This is a genomic window from Nocardia brevicatena NBRC 12119 (assembly GCF_000308495.1).
Classification (GTDB): domain Bacteria; phylum Actinomycetota; class Actinomycetes; order Mycobacteriales; family Mycobacteriaceae; genus Nocardia; species Nocardia brevicatena.
Map to the genome: position 1 here is coordinate 123,217 of NZ_BAFU01000061.1, position 19,392 is coordinate 142,608.

20 protein-coding genes are annotated in these 19,392 nt (G+C 68.1%); 5 read left to right on the top strand and 15 right to left on the bottom strand.

The features are described 5' to 3' along the window. Positions 1 to 169: 169 nt before the first annotated feature. The 6 genes from ON20_RS16590 to ON20_RS16615 form a co-directional block, all read right to left on the bottom strand. Positions 170 to 1,102: a lysophospholipid acyltransferase family protein gene (locus ON20_RS16590; protein WP_051162615.1), complete on the bottom strand. Its 933-nt coding sequence runs from the start codon at positions 1,100 to 1,102 to the stop codon at positions 170 to 172. Positions 1,103 to 1,213: 111 nt separating this feature from the next. Continuing rightward, on the bottom strand, positions 1,214 to 2,695 hold the full coding sequence (gene hflX, locus ON20_RS16595; protein ID WP_040836551.1) for a GTPase HflX: 1,482 nt from the start codon (positions 2,693 to 2,695) through the stop codon (positions 1,214 to 1,216). 111 nt (positions 2,696 to 2,806) lie between these two features. After that, positions 2,807 to 3,688 carry a diaminopimelate epimerase gene (gene dapF / locus ON20_RS16600; RefSeq protein WP_040836661.1) on the bottom strand — a complete coding sequence of 294 codons (882 nt, stop codon included), beginning with the start codon at positions 3,686 to 3,688 and terminating at the stop codon, positions 2,807 to 2,809. A gap of 41 nt (positions 3,689 to 3,729) precedes the next feature. Further along, positions 3,730 to 4,563: a TrmH family RNA methyltransferase gene (locus ON20_RS16605; RefSeq protein WP_040836552.1), complete on the bottom strand. Its 834-nt coding sequence runs from the start codon at positions 4,561 to 4,563 to the stop codon at positions 3,730 to 3,732. Next, a complete protein-coding gene (miaA, locus tag ON20_RS16610) occupies positions 4,560 to 5,537 on the bottom strand; it encodes a tRNA (adenosine(37)-N6)-dimethylallyltransferase MiaA (RefSeq protein ID WP_051162617.1) in 978 nt (325 codons plus the stop codon). The genes ON20_RS16605 and miaA overlap by 4 nt, the downstream gene beginning before the upstream one ends. After that, positions 5,534 to 6,259: a class III extradiol ring-cleavage dioxygenase family protein gene (locus tag ON20_RS16615; RefSeq protein WP_438803417.1), complete on the bottom strand. Its 726-nt coding sequence runs from the start codon at positions 6,257 to 6,259 to the stop codon at positions 5,534 to 5,536. Before ON20_RS16615 ends, miaA begins: the two co-directional genes overlap by 4 nt. Positions 6,260 to 6,630: 371 nt before the next feature. Here ON20_RS16615 and ON20_RS16620 point away from each other — a divergent pair, with 371 nt between their 5' ends. After that, on the top strand, positions 6,631 to 8,058 hold the full coding sequence (locus tag ON20_RS16620; RefSeq protein ID WP_040836554.1) for a DUF349 domain-containing protein: 1,428 nt from the start codon (positions 6,631 to 6,633) through the stop codon (positions 8,056 to 8,058). A 10-nt stretch (positions 8,059 to 8,068) separates the two neighbouring features. On the opposite strand, the gene ON20_RS16625 is transcribed toward ON20_RS16620, so the two are convergent. Continuing rightward, the gene (locus tag ON20_RS16625; RefSeq protein WP_438803418.1) at positions 8,069 to 8,842 is read right to left on the bottom strand and encodes an Rv2732c family membrane protein; all 774 of its coding nucleotides are present in this window, start codon (positions 8,840 to 8,842) and stop codon (positions 8,069 to 8,071) included. Further along, positions 8,839 to 10,392 carry a tRNA (N6-isopentenyl adenosine(37)-C2)-methylthiotransferase MiaB gene (gene miaB, locus ON20_RS16630; protein ID WP_051162655.1) on the bottom strand — a complete coding sequence of 518 codons (1,554 nt, stop codon included), beginning with the start codon at positions 10,390 to 10,392 and terminating at the stop codon, positions 8,839 to 8,841. The genes ON20_RS16625 and miaB overlap by 4 nt, the downstream gene beginning before the upstream one ends. Positions 10,393 to 10,724: 332 nt before the next feature. On the opposite strand from miaB, the gene ON20_RS16635 reads away from it, so the two are divergent. The 4 genes from ON20_RS16635 to ON20_RS16650 all read left to right on the top strand — a co-directional run bounded on the left by ON20_RS16635 (position 10,725) and on the right by ON20_RS16650 (position 14,012). Continuing rightward, a complete protein-coding gene (locus ON20_RS16635) occupies positions 10,725 to 11,453 on the top strand; it encodes an amino acid ABC transporter ATP-binding protein (RefSeq protein ID WP_169332350.1) in 729 nt (242 codons plus the stop codon). Positions 11,454 to 11,501: 48 nt separating this feature from the next. Further along, a complete protein-coding gene (locus tag ON20_RS16640) occupies positions 11,502 to 12,338 on the top strand; it encodes a glutamate ABC transporter substrate-binding protein (protein WP_040836556.1) in 837 nt (278 codons plus the stop codon). Positions 12,339 to 12,426: 88 nt separating this feature from the next. Continuing rightward, positions 12,427 to 13,107 (top strand): amino acid ABC transporter permease, encoded by a 681-nt coding sequence (locus tag ON20_RS16645; RefSeq protein ID WP_040836668.1) that lies wholly within the window; start codon positions 12,427 to 12,429, stop codon positions 13,105 to 13,107. Beyond that, entirely contained in the window at positions 13,104 to 14,012 is a 909-nt protein-coding gene (locus tag ON20_RS16650; protein ID WP_040836558.1) for an amino acid ABC transporter permease, read from the top strand. Before ON20_RS16645 ends, ON20_RS16650 begins: the two co-directional genes overlap by 4 nt. A gap of 24 nt (positions 14,013 to 14,036) precedes the next feature. Here ON20_RS16650 and recX read toward each other — a convergent pair whose 3' ends face one another. The 7 genes from recX to ON20_RS16685 all read right to left on the bottom strand — a co-directional run bounded on the left by recX (position 14,037) and on the right by ON20_RS16685 (position 19,383). Beyond that, positions 14,037 to 14,636, bottom strand: a complete 600-nt coding sequence (gene recX / locus ON20_RS16655; RefSeq protein WP_083864983.1) for a recombination regulator RecX — start codon at positions 14,634 to 14,636, stop codon at positions 14,037 to 14,039. Positions 14,637 to 14,715: 79 nt separating this feature from the next. Beyond that, the gene (gene recA / locus ON20_RS16660) at positions 14,716 to 15,753 is read right to left on the bottom strand and encodes a recombinase RecA (RefSeq protein ID WP_040836560.1); all 1,038 of its coding nucleotides are present in this window, start codon (positions 15,751 to 15,753) and stop codon (positions 14,716 to 14,718) included. Between the two features lie 130 nt (positions 15,754 to 15,883). Next, a complete protein-coding gene (locus tag ON20_RS16665) occupies positions 15,884 to 16,333 on the bottom strand; it encodes a nuclear transport factor 2 family protein (protein WP_040836562.1) in 450 nt (149 codons plus the stop codon). A 39-nt stretch (positions 16,334 to 16,372) separates the two neighbouring features. Next, on the bottom strand, positions 16,373 to 16,585 hold the full coding sequence (locus ON20_RS16670) for a hypothetical protein (protein ID WP_051162619.1): 213 nt from the start codon (positions 16,583 to 16,585) through the stop codon (positions 16,373 to 16,375). Positions 16,586 to 16,700: 115 nt separating this feature from the next. Next, positions 16,701 to 17,810 (bottom strand): RNA-guided endonuclease InsQ/TnpB family protein, encoded by a 1,110-nt coding sequence (locus ON20_RS16675; protein WP_040836564.1) that lies wholly within the window; start codon positions 17,808 to 17,810, stop codon positions 16,701 to 16,703. 120 nt (positions 17,811 to 17,930) lie between these two features. Further along, the gene (locus ON20_RS16680; RefSeq protein ID WP_040836567.1) at positions 17,931 to 18,125 is read right to left on the bottom strand and encodes a DUF3046 domain-containing protein; all 195 of its coding nucleotides are present in this window, start codon (positions 18,123 to 18,125) and stop codon (positions 17,931 to 17,933) included. Between the two features lie 94 nt (positions 18,126 to 18,219). Beyond that, the gene (locus ON20_RS16685; RefSeq protein ID WP_040836569.1) at positions 18,220 to 19,383 is read right to left on the bottom strand and encodes a glycosyltransferase; all 1,164 of its coding nucleotides are present in this window, start codon (positions 19,381 to 19,383) and stop codon (positions 18,220 to 18,222) included. Positions 19,384 to 19,392 lie beyond the last annotated feature (9 nt).

Here is a 19,392-nt window from a genome sequence, read left to right on the forward strand (position 1 = left end):
CCAACCTCCTAGTGACCACACGAACCGGTCCACACCGGCCCGTCGTTGTGATCCACCGTACCCGGAACGAGAATCTGTGTTTACTTCACTCCTGGAATCCGCAGGCTCTCCGGGCATATCGGCATTACGGAGCGCACCCGCGCCAATTCACCTGCCACGTGGGATGGGCTCACCGGAAAGGCAGCAGTTCCCGCAGCCGCCCGATCAGGGTCCGACCCCGGTCGCGGTCCCGCTCGGCGAACAGGAACCGCAGCTCCTCCTCCACCGATTTACGCACCACCTCGGCGAGCTGGGCCGCCGCCTCCGCGATATCGGCATCCCGCCACGGCTCGGGGTCGATCGGCCGGCCCACGGAGAAGTAGAACCGTTCCGGTCGCGGAATGGGTGTCGGTCCGATACCGCGCACCAGCGGGGGCGTGAGTTCGTGAGGGATTCCGAGCGCCTCGACCAGCAGACGCAGCGGACGCCAGGCCATATCGTCCTTGTCCAGCACGATGTCGTAGGCGTCGTCGACACCGATCATGGCCACCGGCACGATCGGGGTTCCGCTCTCCAGCGCCATGTGCGCGAAACCGGTACGACCTTCCCAGCGCAACAGGTACTTCTCCCCCTTGCGGCGCACCGCCTCCCGACCGCCGCCGGGGAATACGATCACGGCCTCACCGCGCCGCAGCAGCGCCCGGCAGTTGTCCCGGGTGCCGCGCACCGAGCCGTAGCGGTGCAATACGTGCCGCACACCCGGCACGGCGATGAGCACATGTTCGGCCAGCCCCCGGATAACCCTCCCCCGCTGTCGGTATACCTCCGGCAGCAGTAGCGGCGCGTCGATGCCGCCCAGCAGATTGTGGTTCGCCACCAACAGCACCGGGCCGCTGTCGGGAATGTTCTCCAGTCCGTAGAAACGCGGGCTGGTCCAGGCGCGGATCGGCGCCAGCACCGTCTCCAGGATCCGCAGATCGCTCTCGTCGAGCGTCACGTCCAGGGGCGCACCATCGCTGAGCACCGTGGGAGGCTCCTCGGTGAGGACACCGGCCCCGGTTGCCGGTACGTCGTTGCGCTGCCGAACCCCTGCGTCGGCCGAATCGCGACGGTCGTGCGCCATGAAAGATCCCTCCTGCTGTCGATTTATGTCCATAATGAATGAAAATCGACAGTGATACACCGGACAGATCGACGTGACAGAGGCTACAATGCGCGCTCTGTCACGTTGTCACTACAATGTCGCTACGCCCGCGTGCGCGTACTCGGCCAGGATCGCCGCAAGCGCATGCGGCACCCGGGCTCGCACTCGCGTTCCGCTCTCCTCGTGTTCGGAACTCAGAATCCGCCCTTCGGAGTGGATACGGGCCAGCAGATCGCCTCGGGTATAGGGCAGCAGCACACTCACTTCGACATCCAGCTTGCCGAGGACCTCGTCCAACCTCTCGCGCAGCTCGTCGATACCGACGGACTTGTGCGCGGAGACGAACACGGCGTCGGGCAGCAGGGCCCGCAGCCGGGTCAGCTCCACCGGGGTGACCTCGTCGGTTTTATTGACCACCAGCAGTTCCGGCGGCGCGGGCACACCCGCTTCCCGGATCACATCGGTGATCACCTCGCGCACCGCCTTGATCTGTTCGGTGGGCAGCGCGTCGGAACCATCGACCACATGCAGCAGCAGATCGGCGTCGGTGACCTCCTCGAGGGTAGACCGGAACGCCTCGACCAATTGGGTGGGCAGATGCCGCACGAATCCGACCGTATCGGTGAACACGACCTCGCGCCCGTCCTCGAGCCGGGCCCGCCGCGTGGTCGGGTCCAGAGTGGCGAACAAGGCGTCCTGCACCAGCACACCGGAGCCGGTGAGCACGTTCATGAGGCTCGACTTGCCGGCGTTGGTGTATCCCACGATCGCAACCGAGGGCACCCCGCTCGAGGTGCGGCGCGACCGCATGGTGTCGCGGGCGGTCTTCATCTCCCGGATCTCACGGCGCAGTTTGGCCATCCGCTCGCGGATGCGGCGGCGGTCGGTCTCGATCTTCGTCTCACCGGGGCCACGCAGACCCACACCACCGTTGCTGCCGGCCCGACCACCGGCCTGACGGGACATGGACTCACCCCAACCGCGCAGCCGCGGCAGCATGTATTCCATCTGCGCCAATGCGACCTGTGCCTTGCCCTCGCGGGAGGTGGCGTGCTGGGCGAAGATGTCCAGGATCAACGCGGTGCGGTCGATCACCTTCACCTTGACGACCTTCTCCAGCGCGGTGAGCTGGGCGGGGGTGAGCTCACCGTCACAGATCACGGTATCCGCGCCGGAGGCCAACACCATCGCCCGCAGTTCGTCGGCCTTACCGGAACCGATATAGGTGGCCGGGTCCGGACGGTCGCGACGCTGGATAAGCGCTTCGAGCACCTCCGAGCCCGCGGTTTCGGCCAGCCGCGCGAGCTCGACCATACTGGCCTCCGCGCGGGCGGCGCTGCCTTCGGTCCACACCCCCACCAGGACGACGCGTTCCAGGCGCAGCTGCCGGTACTCGACCTCGGTGATATCGGTGAGTTCGGTGGAGAGCCCGGCTACACGGCGCAGCGCGCTGCGGTCCTCCAACTGGAGTTCGCCCGTGGTGGGCGAACGGTCGTCGCGGATACCGGGGTGGTCCTGGTACTCGGCCTCGGTATCGTCGAATTCGGTCGTCTCGTCGACGCCGTGCGTCATCTCGACCGGTTCGGCGGACCAACCGGTCGAGGTAAAGCTCTCGGATCTACTCATACACCATCCATGCTGCCACGCGACCCTGGCCGCCGCACCCGAGTTTTATGGTCACAATCAGTGCGAAGACCACCAGTCGGCGGCGATCCGACCGGCCGCGACCAACTCGGACGGCCCGCGCAACCAGGCCGTGCCGCCGACCAGGCCGACGCGCACCTGCCCACCGGGCACCCGCACGGTGACCTCGCCGGAGCCCGTCGCGGTATCGAGGCCGTCGGCGGCCAGCACCGCGGTCGCGGCGGCGACGGTTCCGGTACCGCAGGACCGGGTTTCTCCGACGCCGCGCTCGAATACCCGCATATCGACCGCACCGGTGTCGTCGAGCGCGGTAACGATCTCGACGTTCACGCCCCGCGGAAACATGGCGAGATCATGGCCCGGCGCCCGTGTGAGATCGAGTTTCCCCAGCGCCTCCGCCGACAGTCCGGCATCGACGCAGGCCAGATGGGGGTTGCCGACGTCGATACCGAGACCGGGATAGCTGCCGCCCGCGATCGTGGCCGTCGACTCGCCGAGCACCCGCACCCGGCCCATGTCGACGGTCACCTCACCGTGCACGGGGCCACCCGAGTGCACGGTGACCGGGCGGGCGCCGGCCCGGCTGCCCACGCGGTAGCGCTCCCGGGTTTCCATACCGCTCGCCGCCAGGTAGTGCGCGAACACCCGCACGCCGTTACCGCACATCTCGGCGATCGAACCGTCGGCATTGCGGTAGTCCATGAACCAGTCGTCCGTCTCCACCCCGTCGGGGTACTCGGTGAGCACACCCGCGCGGCGCAGCGCGCCGGCACGTGCGACCCGCAGCACACCATCGGCGCCGAGCCCTCGGCGCCGATCGCAGAGTGCGGCGATCCGCCCCGGGGTCAACTCCAACCGGACCTCGGGGTCGGGGAGCACCACGAAATCGTTCTGGGTGCCGTGGCCCTTGGTGAATTCGATGGCCGTCTCGGTTTCGGGCACGTCCTCGCTCTCTCTGTCGGTTATCGGGTGAACGTCCGACGCTGCCGGGAAATTTCGTACAGGGCGACGGCGGCCGCCGACGGCGCGCCCAGCGAACTCGCCGTACCGCCCATCGGGATGCGGACGGTATCGTCGCACGCCGCCGTCCAGGCGGCGCTCATTCCGCTGGTCTCGTTGCCGATGACCAGAATGGTGGCCTCGGTCAGATCGTGATCGAAGATCGCGCGGGCGCCGTGCTCATCGGTGCCGACGATGCGGGTGGGGATACCGCGGCGCACCTGCCGATCACGGAATTCGCAGACCTGCGCCGGCCCCCCGGTCCGCAACACCGGCAGCGCGAACAGCGAACCGGTGGAGGCCCGGACGGCCTGCGGATCGTAGTGGTCGGCGCCGTGCCCGGTGACGATCACGGCGGCCGCTCCGAAGGCGTCCGCGGAGCGGATTCCGGTGCCGAGGTTTCCCGGCGAATTGGGGCGATCGAACACCACGACCAGCGGAGGCTCACCGGGTTCGCCCGCCTCGAATTCGGTGAGATCGAGCGATCGGGTCACGGCGACGGCCACCAGTTCGGGCACCCCGCCGGACTTCTCCCCCAACTCGGCCATCAACTCCGGGGCCAGGCCCACGCGCGGGACATCGCAGGTATCGAGGATGTCGCGCGCCCAGTTCGACAGTGCGGGAGCGTCGAGCCGGTACAGCAGGGTGTCCAGCGGCCACTCGTGGGCGAGGGTCTGGGTGATCGGGCGCACGCCCTGGATCAGGAATCGGCCGTCGCGGTGGCGTTTGGTGCGGTTGTCGCGGTAGGCGTGCCAGACCTGGAAGGCGGCGGTGCGGGAGCGTATCTGTCGGGTCATCGCGGAGTCCGTTCGTTCGCCGAGCGGGCCGGGCCGGTACCGGCGCCCGTCCGGTCCCGGTCTGGGTCGTCGAGCACGGCGAGCGCCGACGCGGTCAGCGCGGGGTCGGCGCCGTCGAGCCAGCGCACCCGTCGATCACGGCGGAACCACGAGCGCTGCCGCCGCACGTAGCGGCGGGTGCCGATCAGGGTTCGCTCCCGGGCCTCGGCCACGTCGTATTCACCGTCGAGGTAGGCGAGGACCTGGGCATAGCCGATGGCGCGACGCGCGGTCTGCCCCTCCCGCAGGCCCCGCTCGACCAGGCCGCGCACCTCCTCCACCAGGCCGCTGTCAAACATGGCCGCGGTCCGCCGCTCGATCCGCGCGTCCAGTTCGGCGGTCTCCCGGTCCACGCCGAGGATGACGGCTCCCCAGCGCGGTTCGCCGATCACGGGCGCCGAGGCCGCGAACGGACGCCCGGTGAGTTCCACCACTTCCAGCGCCCGCACGATCCGCCGGCCATCGGTGGGCAGGATGGTCGCCGCGGCGGCGGGATCGGCGCGGCGCAGCGCCTCGTGCACCGCCGCGACGCCCTGCTCGGCCAGCACCGCCTCCCAGCGGGCCCGCACCCGTGGATCGGTGGCCGGGAACTCCCACTGGTCGAGCAGCGCCTGGACGTACATCATCGAACCGCCGACAATCACCGGGACGTGGTCGCGGGCCATGATCGCCTCCACATCCGCCGAGGCGGCGGCCTGATAGGCGGCCACCGTGGCCATATCGGTGACCTCGAGCACGTCCAGCTGATGGTGCGGGATACCGCGCCGCTGCGCCGGGGCCAGTTTGGCGGTGCCGATATCCATTCCGCGGTACAGCTGCATGGCGTCGATATTCACGATCTCTCCGCCGAGCCGTTCGGCGAGGTCCAGCGCCAGCTCCGATTTCCCGGTGGCGGTGGGGCCGACGACGGCGACCGGCTGCACGGGTGCGTTCACCGGGCCACCTCACCGCCGGTCGCGGGCCGCCACATACCCACGTGGTAGCCGACCCCGAACGGCGCCCCCCGATATCGGCCCTCCACCGCCGGTGGGGCCGGATCGGTGGCGACCAGCCCGGCCAACACCTGGTAGGCGGCGCGACCGGATACCGCGAGCCGGGCGCACAGCCGCGGGTCCAGCGCCATCAGCGCGGTGCGGTCACCGGTGGCCAGGGCGGTGTCGAGGCAGTCCTGCACCGGGCCCGCGTCAGGATCGAAGTACCCGGGCGCGGCGGTCGACAGGGTCGCGGCACCGTCGGCGACCACCAGCACGGCACACTGCTCGTCGTGAGCGTCGAGTTCGGCCCGGAGTTCGGCACCGAGTTCGGCGCACCGGGCCGCGGGGGTGTCCGCCGCGACGAGATGAACCCGCGCGGCCGCCTCCGACGCCACCTCACCACGCAGCCAACCGGCGATCAGCGCGGGCAACGGCAGGCAGGGGTCCGGCGGGGTCGCGCCGTGGATGCCCGCCCCGCCGGATACGGGCCGCGGGCCCGACAGCGCCACGGGTACGTCCACACCGAATCCGCGGAACGTGCCCACCGCGTCGCTACCGATGATCCGAGTCGTATCCCCGACGCCGACGACCGCCCAGCGCGACGACACGGCCGCCAGCGTCCGCCCGACCCTCAACACCGCCGTCCGCAACTCCGCCAGTTGCACGTCGCGTGGATCCGGCACCGACGTTCGGTCCGATGCCGGTTGCCGGTCTTCACCATGAGCACGCGAAGAACCGCCACACAGCTCGGAAACCAGGATCGGCGGCGAGGGGACCAGGGCCGCTAGACAGAACACGAGGTCAACGGTAACCGCTGCGCTATCCCGCCCGGTATCACGACCGGTACCTGGGCCTTCGAGTGTCTCTGCCGGAATCCGCACCCCAATTGCTAGTGTTCGAAGTATCCGGACCAGGTCATCGTGGGTCCGGATCCGCGGGGAACGGTCCCGCGGCAGCAGGGCGCACAATGTGGTTTCCAGGGCCCGGACCAGGTTGAATGGAATGGGCTACAGCGCAGCCAGGCAGCCGTGACGCGCGGCAGGGACGAGGAGCAATGAGCGACAGAAACGGAACCGCGAAACCCGGCCCCGACATCACCCCGCGACCGTCCGGAACCGAACCGGTCGGCGAAACCGCCCACACCAAACCCGGTGGGTCCACGAAACGCGGCAGCGCGAAAAAGAGCGGCGCCGCACACCCCAAGCCCCACGCGGTGAACCCCGGTCAGGCCGCCCAGCATCCGCACGCCGTGGTCGTGCCCAGCGTCACCGACCCCAGCAGATGGGGCCGGGTCGACGAGGACGGCACGGTATGGCTGAAGACCTCCGAAGGTGAGCGGGTCGTCGGCTCTTGGCAGGCCGGGGACGCCGCCGAGGGGCTGGCCCATTTCGGACGCCGCTTCGATGATCTGGCCACCGAAGTCGCCCTGCTCGAGGCCCGGCTGGCCGCCGGCACCGACGCGCGCAAGACCAAGACCGCCGCCCTCGCCCTCGCCGAATCGCTGCCCACCGCCGCCGTGGTCGGCGATGTCGAGGGCCTGGCCGCCCGCCTGCACGCCATCGCCGAACACTCCGACGAGGCCGCCGCCCAGGCGCGCGAGGAAAAAGAGCGCACCCGCCACGAACACACCGAACGCAAGGAGGTGCTCGCGGCCGAGGCGGAGAAGATCGCCGCCGAATCCACCCAATGGAAGGCCGCGGGCGACCGACTGCGGGAAATCCTCGAGGAGTGGAAGACCATCCGCGGGGTGGACCGCAAAGTCGACGACGCCCTGTGGCGGCGCTACTCGAAGGCGCGGGAGGCGTTCAACCGGCGCCGCGGTGCCCACTTCGCCGAACTCGACCGGGAACGCGCCGCGGCCAAGGCCCGCAAGGAAGAGCTGTGCCTGCGCGCCGAGGAACTGTCCGATTCCACCGACTGGGCGGGTACGGCCGCGGTATTCCGTGAGCTGCTCACCGAATGGAAGAACGCCGGCCGCGCGCCGCGCGAGGCCGACGAGGCGTTGTGGCGTCGGTTCAAGAGCGCCCAGGACGTGTTCTTCGCCGCCCGCAATGCCGCGGTGTCGGAACGCGAGGCCGAATTCGAGGAGAACGCGGCCGCCAAGGAGGAGCTGCTGAGCCAGTACGCGCCGCATATCGATCCCGACACCGATCTGGACGGTGCCCGGACCCTGCTGCGTGAACTTCAGGAACACTGGGAGTCCATCGGCAAGGTCCCGCGGGAGCGGATGCACGATCTGGAAGGCAGGCTGCGCGCCATCGAGAAGCGGGTGCGTGAGGCGGTGGACGCGCAATGGCGACGCACCGACCCGGAGGCACTGGCCCGCGCGGCCCAGTTCCGCGAGCGCGTCACCCAGTTCGAGGAACAGGCCGCCAAGGCCGAGGCCGCCGGCCGGACCCGCGACGCGGAGAAGGCCTGGGAGCAGGCCAGGCAGTGGCGGGAATGGGCCGAGGCCGCCGAGGGTGCGGTCAGCAACCGGTGAGCCGGCCGGTTCAGTCCTCGCCCATCCGGCGTCGCCGCTGACGTTCCTCTTCCTCGGCCGCGGCGATCCGCCGCTGCTCTTCGGCGGCGAGCTGGAGGGCGGTACGACTCCAGACGACCCGCACCCAGTGGAACGTCAGCACCATCACGGCGAGAGTGCCGAGCACCAGACCGACACCGGGGCCCGAGCCCACATAGTTGCCCAGTCCCGGTGTCTGGCGATGCCAGATCGAGAACACCCCGAACGCGCCGGCGATCGCCGACCCGGCGACCGCCATCCAGGCCAGGACCCAGCGGCGGGTCATCAGGGCCAGCAGCGAGAAGCCGATTCCGAACACCACCACGAACCATACGAAGATCCGCGACGGCAGACCGATGTGCTCGGTCGCGGTGGCGGTCGAACCGAGCAGCACATCGAACCCGCGGGCACTGCCCGAATGCGGCAGCACCAGCGATACCAGAAGGACGAAAACCGCCACTGCCACGACCAGTGCCCGCGCCCCGGGGTCGATCTCGCCCGCGATCCGGCGTTCGACGGCATCGATATCGTCACGGAACTGCTCGAATTCGTCGGTGGTGTCGACGGGGTTCACGGCGTCGTCGTTCCCTTCCGCTGAGTCGTTGTCGGGTGTGGACGTCTCGGGGTCCGTGCCGGTGTCGCGGGCATCGGCCGCCTCGTCTCCCGATTCACCCCGCCGGGAGCCCTCGTCGCCGATCCCGCGTCCTTCGTCGGCGGGCTCGGGTCCGCGGTCGGCCGGGTCCGGTCCGTCGTTCGGCTCGCTCATACGTCACATCCGGAGGCACATCCCGAGATGGCCGGCTCGGGAGCCGGGGGGCCGATTCGGGGCAGTCCGAGACCGACACCGATCGGCGCGGTCCTGGGGGTGATGCCCTGTTCGTGGGCGTCGCCCGCTCGGGTCCGCCGGTGGGTGCGAATCGGCGCGTCGGCGATGAGGTGATGCGGGGCGGCGGCGGTGACGTCGACGGTCACCACATCGCCGGGACGGATCGGCCTCATGGTCGGATCGGGGCGGAAATGCACCAGTCGGCCGTCGCGGGCCCGGCCGCTCATCCGGGCGGTGGCGGTGTTCTTCCTGCCCGATCCCTCGGTGACCAGCAGTTCCACTTCGGTCCCCACCAGAGCGCGGTTGGCGTCGAGGGAGATCTCCTCCTGGAGCGCGATGAGCCGGTCGAAGCGCTCCTGCACCACCTCTTTGGGTAGCTGGTCGGGCATCTCGGCGGCGGGGGTACCCGGGCGCTTCGAGTACTGGAAGGTGAATGCGCTGGTGAACCGCGCCTGCCGCACCACCTCCAGGGTTTGCCGGAAGTCCTCCTCTGTTTCGCCCGGGAAGCCGACGATGATGTCGGTGGTGATGGCCGCGTGCGGCATCGCCGCCCGCACCTTCTCGATAATGCGCAGGTAGCGGGCTTGCCGGTAAGAACGGCGCATCGCCTTGAGTACTCGGTCGGAACCGGACTGCAACGGCATGTGCAGCTGCGGGCAGACATTGGGGGTCCAGGCCATCGCCTCGATTACATCATCGGTGAACTCGGCCGGATGCGGGGAGGTGAACCTCACCCGTTCCAAACCCTCGATCCCCCCGCACGCGCGCAGCAGTTCGGCAAAGGCACCGCGGTCGCGCGGCTGGTCCGGATCGACGAACGAGGCGCCGTAGGAGTTGACGTTCTGCCCGAGCAGGGTCACCTCGAGCACTCCCTGGTCGACCAGCGCCTGGACCTCGGCGAGCACATCGCCGGGCCGCCGGTCCACTTCCTTGCCGCGCAGCGACGGCACGATGCAGAAGGTGCAGGTGTTGTTGCAGCCGACGGAGATGGAGACCCAGCCCGCATAGGCCGACTCCCGTTTGGCGGGCAGTGTCGATGGGAACGCCTCCAGCGACTCCAGGATCTCTACCTGTGCCTCGTCGTTGTGGCGAGCGCGTTCCAGCAGCACGGGCAGCGACCCGATGTTGTGGGTGCCGAACACCACATCGACCCACGGCGCCTTGCGGACCACGACATCGCGATCTTTCTGGGCCAGGCATCCGCCGACCGCGATCTGCATACCGGGTTTCGACGCCTTGATCGGCGCGAGATGCCCGAGGGTGCCGTAGAGCTTGTTGTCGGCGTTCTCCCGCACCGCGCAGGTGTTGAACACCACCAGATCGGCCGTCGCGCCCGGCGCGGCCTTCACATAGCCCGCATCCTCGAGCAGGCCGGACAAGCGTTCGGAATCGTGCACGTTCATCTGGCAGCCGAAGGTGCGGACCTCGTAACTACGCACTCCGGCACCTTCGGCGGAGGTGGGGGGCGTTACCTGTCCGATCGAATCCACCCGTCCAGGGTACGGGCCGCCCTCGAATCGTTTTCCGGCGCGTTCTGTCCGCGTGAGCCGGGTCTCCATGGGCGGCCTCCGATGTGTCCCGTCAGGGTGTGTGCGCACGCCGCGGAACAGGCAAACGATGGACGTGGGGCGAGCGCTCGCCCGCGAAAACGGTCATCGAGTTACGCGAAAATAATCATAAGGTTAAGCGCATATGTCATCTCGGCGCGGTGCCTCGGTGTGTCGCGGAAAGGCGAGAAAATCCACGATTTCCGCCTAAGGTCTCATTTATGACCGACGCCATCGAGACGGGCGCCGCGCCCGGCGCCGCCGCTGCGCCGCCCATGATCGAGATGCGCGGCGTGAACAAACACTTCGGAAAACTGCATGTACTGCGCGATATCGATCTCGCGGTGCCGCGTGGTCAGGTGGTGATCGTACTCGGCCCCTCCGGCTCGGGTAAATCGACACTGTGCCGGACCATCAACCGGCTGGAACCGATCGATTCCGGACGGATCAGTGTCGACGGGGTGCCGCTGCCGGCCGAGGGGCGGGCGCTGGCCGCGTTACGCGCCGATGTGGGCATGGTTTTCCAGTCGTTCAACCTCTTCGCGCACAAGACGATCGTCGACAATGTCACATTGGCCCCCATCAAGGTCCGCAAGGCGAAAAAGGACAAGGCGCGCCGCCGGGCGATGGAACTGCTGGAACGTGTCGGTATCGCCGACCAGGCGGACAAGTACCCGGCACAATTGTCCGGCGGTCAGCAGCAGCGCGTCGCCATCGCACGGGCGCTGGCGATGGATCCGAAGGTGATGTTGTTCGACGAGCCGACCTCGGCACTGGACCCGGAAATGGTCAACGAAGTGCTCGACGTCATGGTCTCGCTGGCCAAGGAGGGGATGACGATGCTGGTGGTCACCCACGAGATGGGTTTCGCCCGGCGCGCCGGAAATCGTGTGCTGTTCATGGCCGATGGCCGAGTGGTCGAGGACACCGACCCGGAGACGTTCTTCACTGCGCCGACATCGGAGCGGGCCAAGGACTTCCTCGGCAAGATACTCGCCCACTGACGGCACAGCCGATGGCATATCGCCATCACAGATGAGGGAAGGAACACGATGAGGATCAACCGCGCGCTCCGGCTCGCCATCGGGGCGCTGGCCCTGAGCGTCGCCGCCGCCACCGCGGCCTGCGGTGGCGGGGATGACCGGTCCGCCTTGGACCACGCCCAGGACGGCAGGCTCACCATCGGTATCAAATTCGATCAGCCCGGTCTCGGACAACGCAATACCAACGGCTCCTTCAGCGGCTTCGATGTCGAGGTCGCCAAGTACGTGGCGGCCAAGCTCGGCGTGCAGCCGGACGGTATCACCTTCAAGGAGGCCCCGTCGGCACAACGCGAATCGCTGATCGAGAACGGTCAGGTCGATTTCGTCGTCGCCACCTATTCGATCAACGATCAGCGCAAAGAGAAGGTCGACTTCGCCGGCCCCTACTATGTCGCGGGCCAGAAGCTGCTGGTGCGAGCGGAAAACACCGATATCACCGGACCGAACACCCTCGCCGGCAAGACCATCTGCTCGGTGAAGGGCTCCACTCCGGCGCAGCGGATCGAGAAGGAGTTCCCCGACACCCAACTGCAGGCCTACGACACCTATTCGCTGTGCCTGGAAGGCCTCAACAGCGGCGCGGTCGACGCGGTGACCACCGATGACATCATCCTCGCCGGGTACGCCTCCCAGTCACCGGGCAAGTACAAGGTGGTCGGTGACCGTTTCTCCACCGAGAACTACGGGATCGGCCTGATGAAAGGCGATCGGGATAGCCGCGACCGCATCAACGACGCGATCGAGGAAATGATCGACGAAGGCGCCTGGGAGAAGGCATTCCAGGAGTCGGTCGGCCGGGCCGCGGACTACCCCACCCCGCCGGCGCCGAAGGTGGACCGGTACTGATCCCACGCACCGGGTGGTGACCGTGCCGTGCGGTCACCACCCGGATCGGAGTACCGGCCACCACACAGAACGGAGGCGTGCGCCCACCGTGTTCGATTTGATCTCCGAGTACGACACCCAGCTGCGCGAGGCGTTCTGGGTGACCATCCAACTGACCGTGCTGTCGGCGATCGGCGCCCTGGTGATCGGCACCGTCGTCGCCGGTATGCGAGTGTCCCCCGTGCCGGTGGCACGCTGGGTGGGCGCCACCTATGTCGCGGTGTTCCGCAATACCCCGCTCACTCTCATCCTGGTGTTCTGTTCACTGGGCCTGTATTCCACCCTGCGCCTGAACCTGGCGGCAGAAGGCCCGAACTCGCTGGCGGACAACAACTTCCGTTGGGCCACGGTGGGGCTGAGCGTCTACACGGCGGCGTTCGTGTGCGAATCGCTGCGGGCGGGCATCAATACCGTGCCCCTGGGACAGTCCGAGGCCGGGCGTTCCCTGGGGTTGGGTTTCCTCCAGAATCTGCGGCTGATCGTGCTGCCGCAGGCATTCCGGGCAGTGATCGCACCGCTGGGCAGCGTACTCATCGCGTTGACGAAGAACTCCACCGTCGCCTCGGCGATCGGCGTCGTCGAGGCGTCGTTCCTGATGAACGAAATGCTCGAGAACGAGGCCGCGCTGCTGCTCATCGGCGCCATCTTCGCGCTCGGCTTCGTGGTACTGACGCTGCCGACCGGTCTGCTGTTCGGATATATCGCCAAACGGTTCGAGGTGGCCCGGTGAGCGGCAAGGCCTCGGTTCTCTACGACGCGCCGGGGCCGATCGCCCGGGTGCGCAATATCGTCTACTCGCTGATCGTCATCGCGGTGGTCGCGGCCGCGGCCTGGTACATCGTGCGCGGATTCTCCGACCAGGGACAGTTCACCCGCGCCAAATGGGAGCCCTTCCTCGATGGCGACGTCTGGACGACCTATCTGCTGCCGGGTCTGCGCGGCACCATCGTGGCGGCGGCGCTGTCCATTGTGCTGGCAATGGTGCTCGGCACGGTCTTCGGTATCGCGCGTCTGTCGGATCATCGGTGGGTACGGTTGCTCGCCGGGACGATCGTGGAGATAGCCCGAGCCATTCCCGTACTGATCCTGATGTTCTTCCTGTTCGCGCTGTATTCCGAATACGACGTGTTCCGATCGGAGTATCTGGCGTTGGGCGCGGTGGTGACCGCGCTGACGATCTACAACGGCTCGGTGATCGCGGAAATCGTACGGGCCGGGATACTGGCGCTGCCCAAAGGGCAGACCGAGGCCGCGGCCGCGCTGGGTATGCGTAAGAGCCGGCTCATGCGGCTGATTCTGCTGCCGCAGGCGGTCACCGCCATGCTTCCGGCCCTCATCTCGCAGATGGTGGTCGCGCTGAAGGACTCGGCGCTCGGCTATGTGATCACCTACGAGGAGGTGGTCCGCAATGCCCTGCAGTTGGGCGGCCTCGGTGTGGGCGGTGAACCCAATGTCATTCCCGCGCTGATGGTCGCCGCCGTCATCATGATCACCCTGAACGTCACCCTGTCCGGCATCGCCACCCGGGTGGAGCGCCGGCTGCGGACCGGGCGTCGCAAGGGCACCGGTGTGGTGGCCGCGGACTCGGTGATCACCGACGCAGCTCCCGGGGTGGATATCGTCCTCGAGTCCTGAGGCCCGACCCGCGATACGAGACGTTCAATCGAGCGGGGGGCCGGCCTCCGGGACGGAGTCGTCGAAACCGGTGGCGGCGAGCTCGGCCGTGACGACCGCGTAGGCCACCGACTGTCCGTAGCCGCGGCGGGCGAGCATGCCGACCAGGCGACGTATCTTCTTGTCCCGGTCCAGCCCCGGCGCCATGGTGCGTAGTTTGCGGCGGACCAGTTCAGCGGCCCGGCTCTGTTCGTCCTCGGCGGTGACGGTGTCGAGGGCGGGGACCACATCGTCCGCGGATACGCCCTTGCGCCGCAGCTCGTGGGCGAGCGCCTGACGCCCTCGGCCGGAATGGGCGTGCCGGGAGCGCACCCACTGCCGGGCGAACGCCGCGTCGTCGACAAGCCCCACCTCGCCGAGCCGGTCGAGAGCCTGCTGGCTCACCTCGGCCGCGAACCCCTTGTCCGTCAAACGCCGCGCCAGTTCGGCGCGACTGCGGGCGCGGACGGCAAGCAACCGCAGACAGACCTCCTTGGCCTGTTCGACGGTCCCGCCCCCGGGCTCGGTCGGCGAAGGAACCCCGGCCGGACGGGCCCGCTGCGGATCGGGCTCGTCCGGCCGGGAGTCGGTGGCGGTGCTCGCCAGGATTTCCGCCGTCCGACGCCGCAACTCGGCCACGGCATCGGACCGGGCGGGCCGAGGTACCGGCCGCTCGTTCACCGGATCAGAAATCGGCGGGAACCTCGTCCGTCGCGGTCACATCGGCGCCGATGCCCAGCTTCTCCTTGATCTTCTTCTCGATCTCGTCGCGGACGTCGACATTCTCCAGCAGGAACTTGCGGGCATTCTCCTTACCCTGCCCCAGCTGGTCGCCCTCGTAGGTGTACCAGGAGCCGGATTTCCGAATGAAGCCGTGCTCGACACCCATATCGATGAGCGAGCCCTCCTTGGAGATGCCGTGACCGTAGAGGATATCGAACTCGGCCTGCTTGAACGGCGGGCTGACCTTGTTCTTCACCACCTTCACCCGGGTACGGTTGCCCACCGCGTCGCTGCCGTCCTTCAGTGTCTCGATACGCCGCACATCGAGCCGGACGGACGCGTAGAACTTCAGCGCCTTACCGCCGGTGGTCGTCTCGGGAGACCCGAACATGACCCCGATCTTCTCGCGCAACTGGTTGATGAAGATGGCGGTGGTACCGGAATTGTTCAGCGCGCTGGTCATCTTGCGCAGGGCCTGACTCATCAGGCGGGCCTGCAGACCGACGTGGCTGTCGCCCATCTCGCCCTCGATCTCGGCGCGAGGCACCAGGGCTGCGACAGAGTCGATGACGATGATGTCGATGGCGCCGGAGCGGACCAGCATATCCGCGATCTCCAGCGCCTGCTCGCCGGTATCAGGCTGGGAGACCAGCAGGGAGTCGGTGTCGACGCCGAGTTTGCGGGCGTAATCCGGGTCGAGAGCGTGCTCGGCATCGATGAAGGCGGCCACTCCGCCTGCGGCCTGGGCATTGGCCACCGCGTGCAATGCGACCGTCGTCTTACCGGAGGACTCCGGACCGTAGATCTCCACGACCCGGCCCCGTGGCAGACCGCCGATGCCCAGCGCCACATCGAGCGCGATGGAACCGGTCGGAATGACCGAGACGGGCTGGCGGGCCTCCTCGCCCAGGCGCATCACCGCGCCCTTGCCGAAACTCTTCTCGACCTGGGCAAGCGCGAGTTCGAGCGCCTTGTCGCGGTCGTAGGCCTGTGGTGCCATGTCTGATCCCCTTTTCGCCGGGTGGTCCATCTCTGCTGTGGTTGGCGCCCACACTAGAGGGCGGCACCGACAAGTTCCGGGCCAAGCCTAAACGAACAAGTGTTCGAGTCAAGCGACGCGCCGATGCCCGCTACCACTGCGGCAACACCGTCGTATCGGCGACGTCGCGCGCCCCGAAGATGCGACGCTGCGCGGCCTCGATCCGGACGTCGTCGATACTGGCCTCTCGCCGCGCCATCAGCCCATCGGGCGCGAACTCCCACTGCTCGTTGCCGTAGCTGCGCCACCACTGCCCCGCGGCATCGTGCCATTCGTACTGAAAACGCACGGCGATCCGACTGCCGGAGAATGCCCACAGCTCCTTGCGCAGGGCGTAGTCGAGTTCGACGGACCATTTCCGAGTGAGGAAGTCGATGATCGCGGCCCGGCCGGTGAAGAACTCGCCGCGATTGCGCCAGACCGAGTCGGGCGTATAGGCGGCGGCGACCAGTTCGGGATCACGGGTGTTCCAGGCGTTCTCCGCGGCACGTACCTTGGCGGCCGCGGTATCGGCGTCGAACGGGGGTAGCGGCGGTCGCATGGGAAACTCCTTGTCGGTTCGGAATACGAGGGCACGGGCTCAGGGATTGGCGGGGGACAGCTCCGGCGGCCCCCACCGCAGCGTGGTAGCGGCGGTCAGCTCGACCACCTGTTCAACGGTGAACTCCACACCGCCCTGCGCGCCCGCGCCGAACGATTCGGCCGTATAGGAGACGGTGGCCGAACCGGTCAGCTGTAGGCTGCCGCCGGTTGCCCAGTCGGGTATCAGCAGACCACATCGGGGCCGGACCACGAGGTTGCCGAGGGTCTTGACTGCTCCAGGCCCTGAAGGACCGGGATTCCTGCTTCATCGCCAGCCGCCCGAAAGGAGAACTCCTTTGAGGTCTTATGCCGACTCCACAGGCGTTTTACCTCTCTGCCAGCCCGGCAGCGAGGATGTTTTCGGCGGCGTTGACGTCACGATCATGGACCGTGCCGCACCGGCACTGCCACTGCCGAACGCCCAACGACAGGGCCTCGTGCAGCGTCCCACAGGCAGAGCACATCTTGCTGGAGGGGAACCATCGGTCCACCACCAGCAGCTCACGGCCGTACCAGTCGGCCTTGTATTCGAGCATGGTGCGCAACTGCCGCCAACTCGCGTCCGAGATCGCTCGGGCAAACGAGTGGTTGGTGACCATGTTGCCCACCGTGAGGTCCTCGATGGCGATCGCTTGGTTCTCGCGGATCAGTCTCGTGGACAGCTTGTGCAAGAAATCGGTGCGCAGGTCGGTGATCCGCGCATACACACGGGCCACCCTGAGCCGGGCCTTGGCCCGATTGTTCGACCCCTTCTGCTTGCGGGAAAGAACACGCTGGGCCTTCGCCAGTTTGCGCCGGTCGCGGCGCTCGTGGCGGGGGTTGGTGACCTTCTCGCCGGTCGACAGGGTGGCAAGGGCGCTCAGGCCGACGTCGACACCGACCACGGCCTCGGTCTCGGTCACAGGGGGGATCGTTTCCTCGACGAGCAGGGACACGAACCAGCGACCGGCCGCATCACGGGACACGGTGACCGTCGACGGTTCGGCCCCGTCGGGCAAGGGGCGAGACCAGCGGATATCCAGCGGCTCGGACATCTTCGCCAACGTCGGTCTGCCATCGCGCCAGGAGAATCCGGAGCGCGTGTACTCGGCGCTCGCGCGAGATTTCTTGCGCGACTTGAATTTCGGGTAGCGGGCACGCTTGGCGAAGAAGTTGGAGAACGCAGCCTGCTGATGTCGAAGTGTCTGTTGAAGGGGGACACTCGACACCTCGCGCAGAAATGCCAGGTCGTCAGCCTTCTTCCAGGCGGTCAGCGCGGCCGACACCTGCACGTAGGTGGTCTTGCGCTGCTCGGTGATGTACGCCTTTGTGCGTTCATCCAAGGCCTTGTTCCACACCAGGCGAACACATCCGAACGTGCGGTTCAGTTCCGCCGCCTGTTCGAGGGTCGGATAGCAGCGGAACTTGTACGCCCGCTTCACCACCTTACCTACCACGGCTCACACAATATCATTGCGATATGTAAGGAGGGAGGATGGCGTTTGTTCCTGGCCGTGAACAGCCGGGTCTCCACGCCAAACGTCCGATGAGATACCGGCCACGGCGGCGGCCGACGTTCACCACCGCGAACGCGGAACGTCGAATTCGGCGCACAACGCGCGCCAGACATCGCGGGGATCCGCCCCCGCCTCGATCGCCGCGGCGCCCGTTCTGCCGCCGAGCGACTGGATGACATGATCGGTGAGCAGGGCGTCGCCTCGGGCGACCCCGAACTCGGTGTGCAACAGCTCCTGGAATTCGGTCAAGCGCACCGTGTCACGATACCCGCCCCGCTCACGCCCGCCCGGACGTACCGCCCGGCGGGGACGGAAGGACCGCGTGACCGAAACGGACCCTGGGCCGGCCTCAGTGCGTGCGAACCGTCCCACGGACCCGGTGGCAGATCCCGACGGGATCGGCGACCTCCCGCGCCCCCGCGGCCGCCTGCCGCGCCGCCTCGGTGAACCCCGGCTCCGCCACCACCCGCAGCACTGCGGCGCGCAGGGCCGCCGCCTCGAGTGGTCGCACGAGCAGCGAGCTTCCCTGCCGCACCGCACGGTTGGCCAGTTCCCACTGGTCGCCGCCACCGGGCACGGTCACCACCGGGACACCCGCCGACAGGGCCTTCGCCAGCAGCCCGTGGCCACCACCGCCGACGACCGCGCGGGCGTGGTGGAGCAACTCGTCCTGCCGGCCCAGGCCGGCCGTCGCCCACGGCGGCAGATCGGCAGGCGGCTCGTCCAACATGGAGATCACCACCCGCACCCCGGCCCCGTCGAGTGCCGTCAGCACCGTGTCCACCATTCCACGCACCCCGGTGTCCGCGGTGGACGGCGCCACCATGACCAGCGGCCCGTCCCCGGGCGGCGGTTCCAGGACGCGGTCGGTGGGCTCCCAGAACAGCGGTCCCACCACACGCGCCTCCCCCGGCCAGTCCGGGCGCGGGAGCTCCAGGGCAGGCAGTGTGGCGACCAAACGGGCCGCCGGACCGGGATCCGCCGCGGGCAACCCCACGCTCTGCCTGGCCCGTTCACGTTGCCGGGCACCCCCGCGGATGGCACGGGCGGTGAAGGCCCGCAGTACCCCGTCGCGTAACCGGCCGCGCAGCCCGGTCCCCGGCGCGAGACCACTTCCGATGGGCGGCAGCCCCTTCGACGGCAGATACAGCGGATGCGGCGACAATTCCACCCAGGGCACGCCCAGCCGTTCGGCCGCCATCCCCCCACCCGCGGTGAGTACATCCGAGACCACCAGTTCCGGCAGCATGGCACTCAACTCGGGCAGAATCTCGGTAGAGATATGAGCGGCGCGTTCGTGAATGCGCTGCCCGGCGTCGGCATCGTCATCGACCGCACGGGGCGCCAGACCCTTGAGGCGGCGCACCCCGATACCGGCCGCGCGGGCGGCGTCGAACCAGCGGGGTCCGGTGAACAGTACGGGCTCATCCCCCGCCGCCAGCAGGCGCAGGCACAACGCGATAGCGGGAAACGCATGGCCCGGGTCAGGACCGGCGACAACGGCTACTCGCATTCGCCCAGC

Bases quoted from the DNA above. Each gene is read 5' to 3' on its own strand.
- recA (WP_040836560.1), bottom strand. From the start codon at position 15,753: ATGGCACCACAGGCCTACGACCGCGACAAGGCGCTCGAACTCGCGCTT.
- ON20_RS16625 (WP_438803418.1), bottom strand. From the start codon at position 8,842: ATGAGCGAGCCGAACGACGGACCGGACCCGGCCGACCGCGGACCCGAG.
- ON20_RS16635 (WP_169332350.1), top strand. From the start codon at position 10,725: ATGATCGAGATGCGCGGCGTGAACAAACACTTCGGAAAACTGCATGTA.
- ON20_RS16620 (WP_040836554.1), top strand. From the start codon at position 6,631: ATGAGCGACAGAAACGGAACCGCGAAACCCGGCCCCGACATCACCCCG.
- ON20_RS16605 (WP_040836552.1), bottom strand. From the start codon at position 4,563: ATGACCCGACAGATACGCTCCCGCACCGCCGCCTTCCAGGTCTGGCAC.
- hflX (WP_040836551.1), bottom strand. From the start codon at position 2,695: ATGACGCACGGCGTCGACGAGACGACCGAATTCGACGATACCGAGGCC.
- ON20_RS16590 (WP_051162615.1), bottom strand. From the start codon at position 1,102: ATGGCGCACGACCGTCGCGATTCGGCCGACGCAGGGGTTCGGCAGCGC.
- ON20_RS16685 (WP_040836569.1), bottom strand. From the start codon at position 19,383: ATGCGAGTAGCCGTTGTCGCCGGTCCTGACCCGGGCCATGCGTTTCCC.
- ON20_RS16665 (WP_040836562.1), bottom strand. From the start codon at position 16,333: ATGCGACCGCCGCTACCCCCGTTCGACGCCGATACCGCGGCCGCCAAG.
- ON20_RS16640 (WP_040836556.1), top strand. From the start codon at position 11,502: ATGAGGATCAACCGCGCGCTCCGGCTCGCCATCGGGGCGCTGGCCCTG.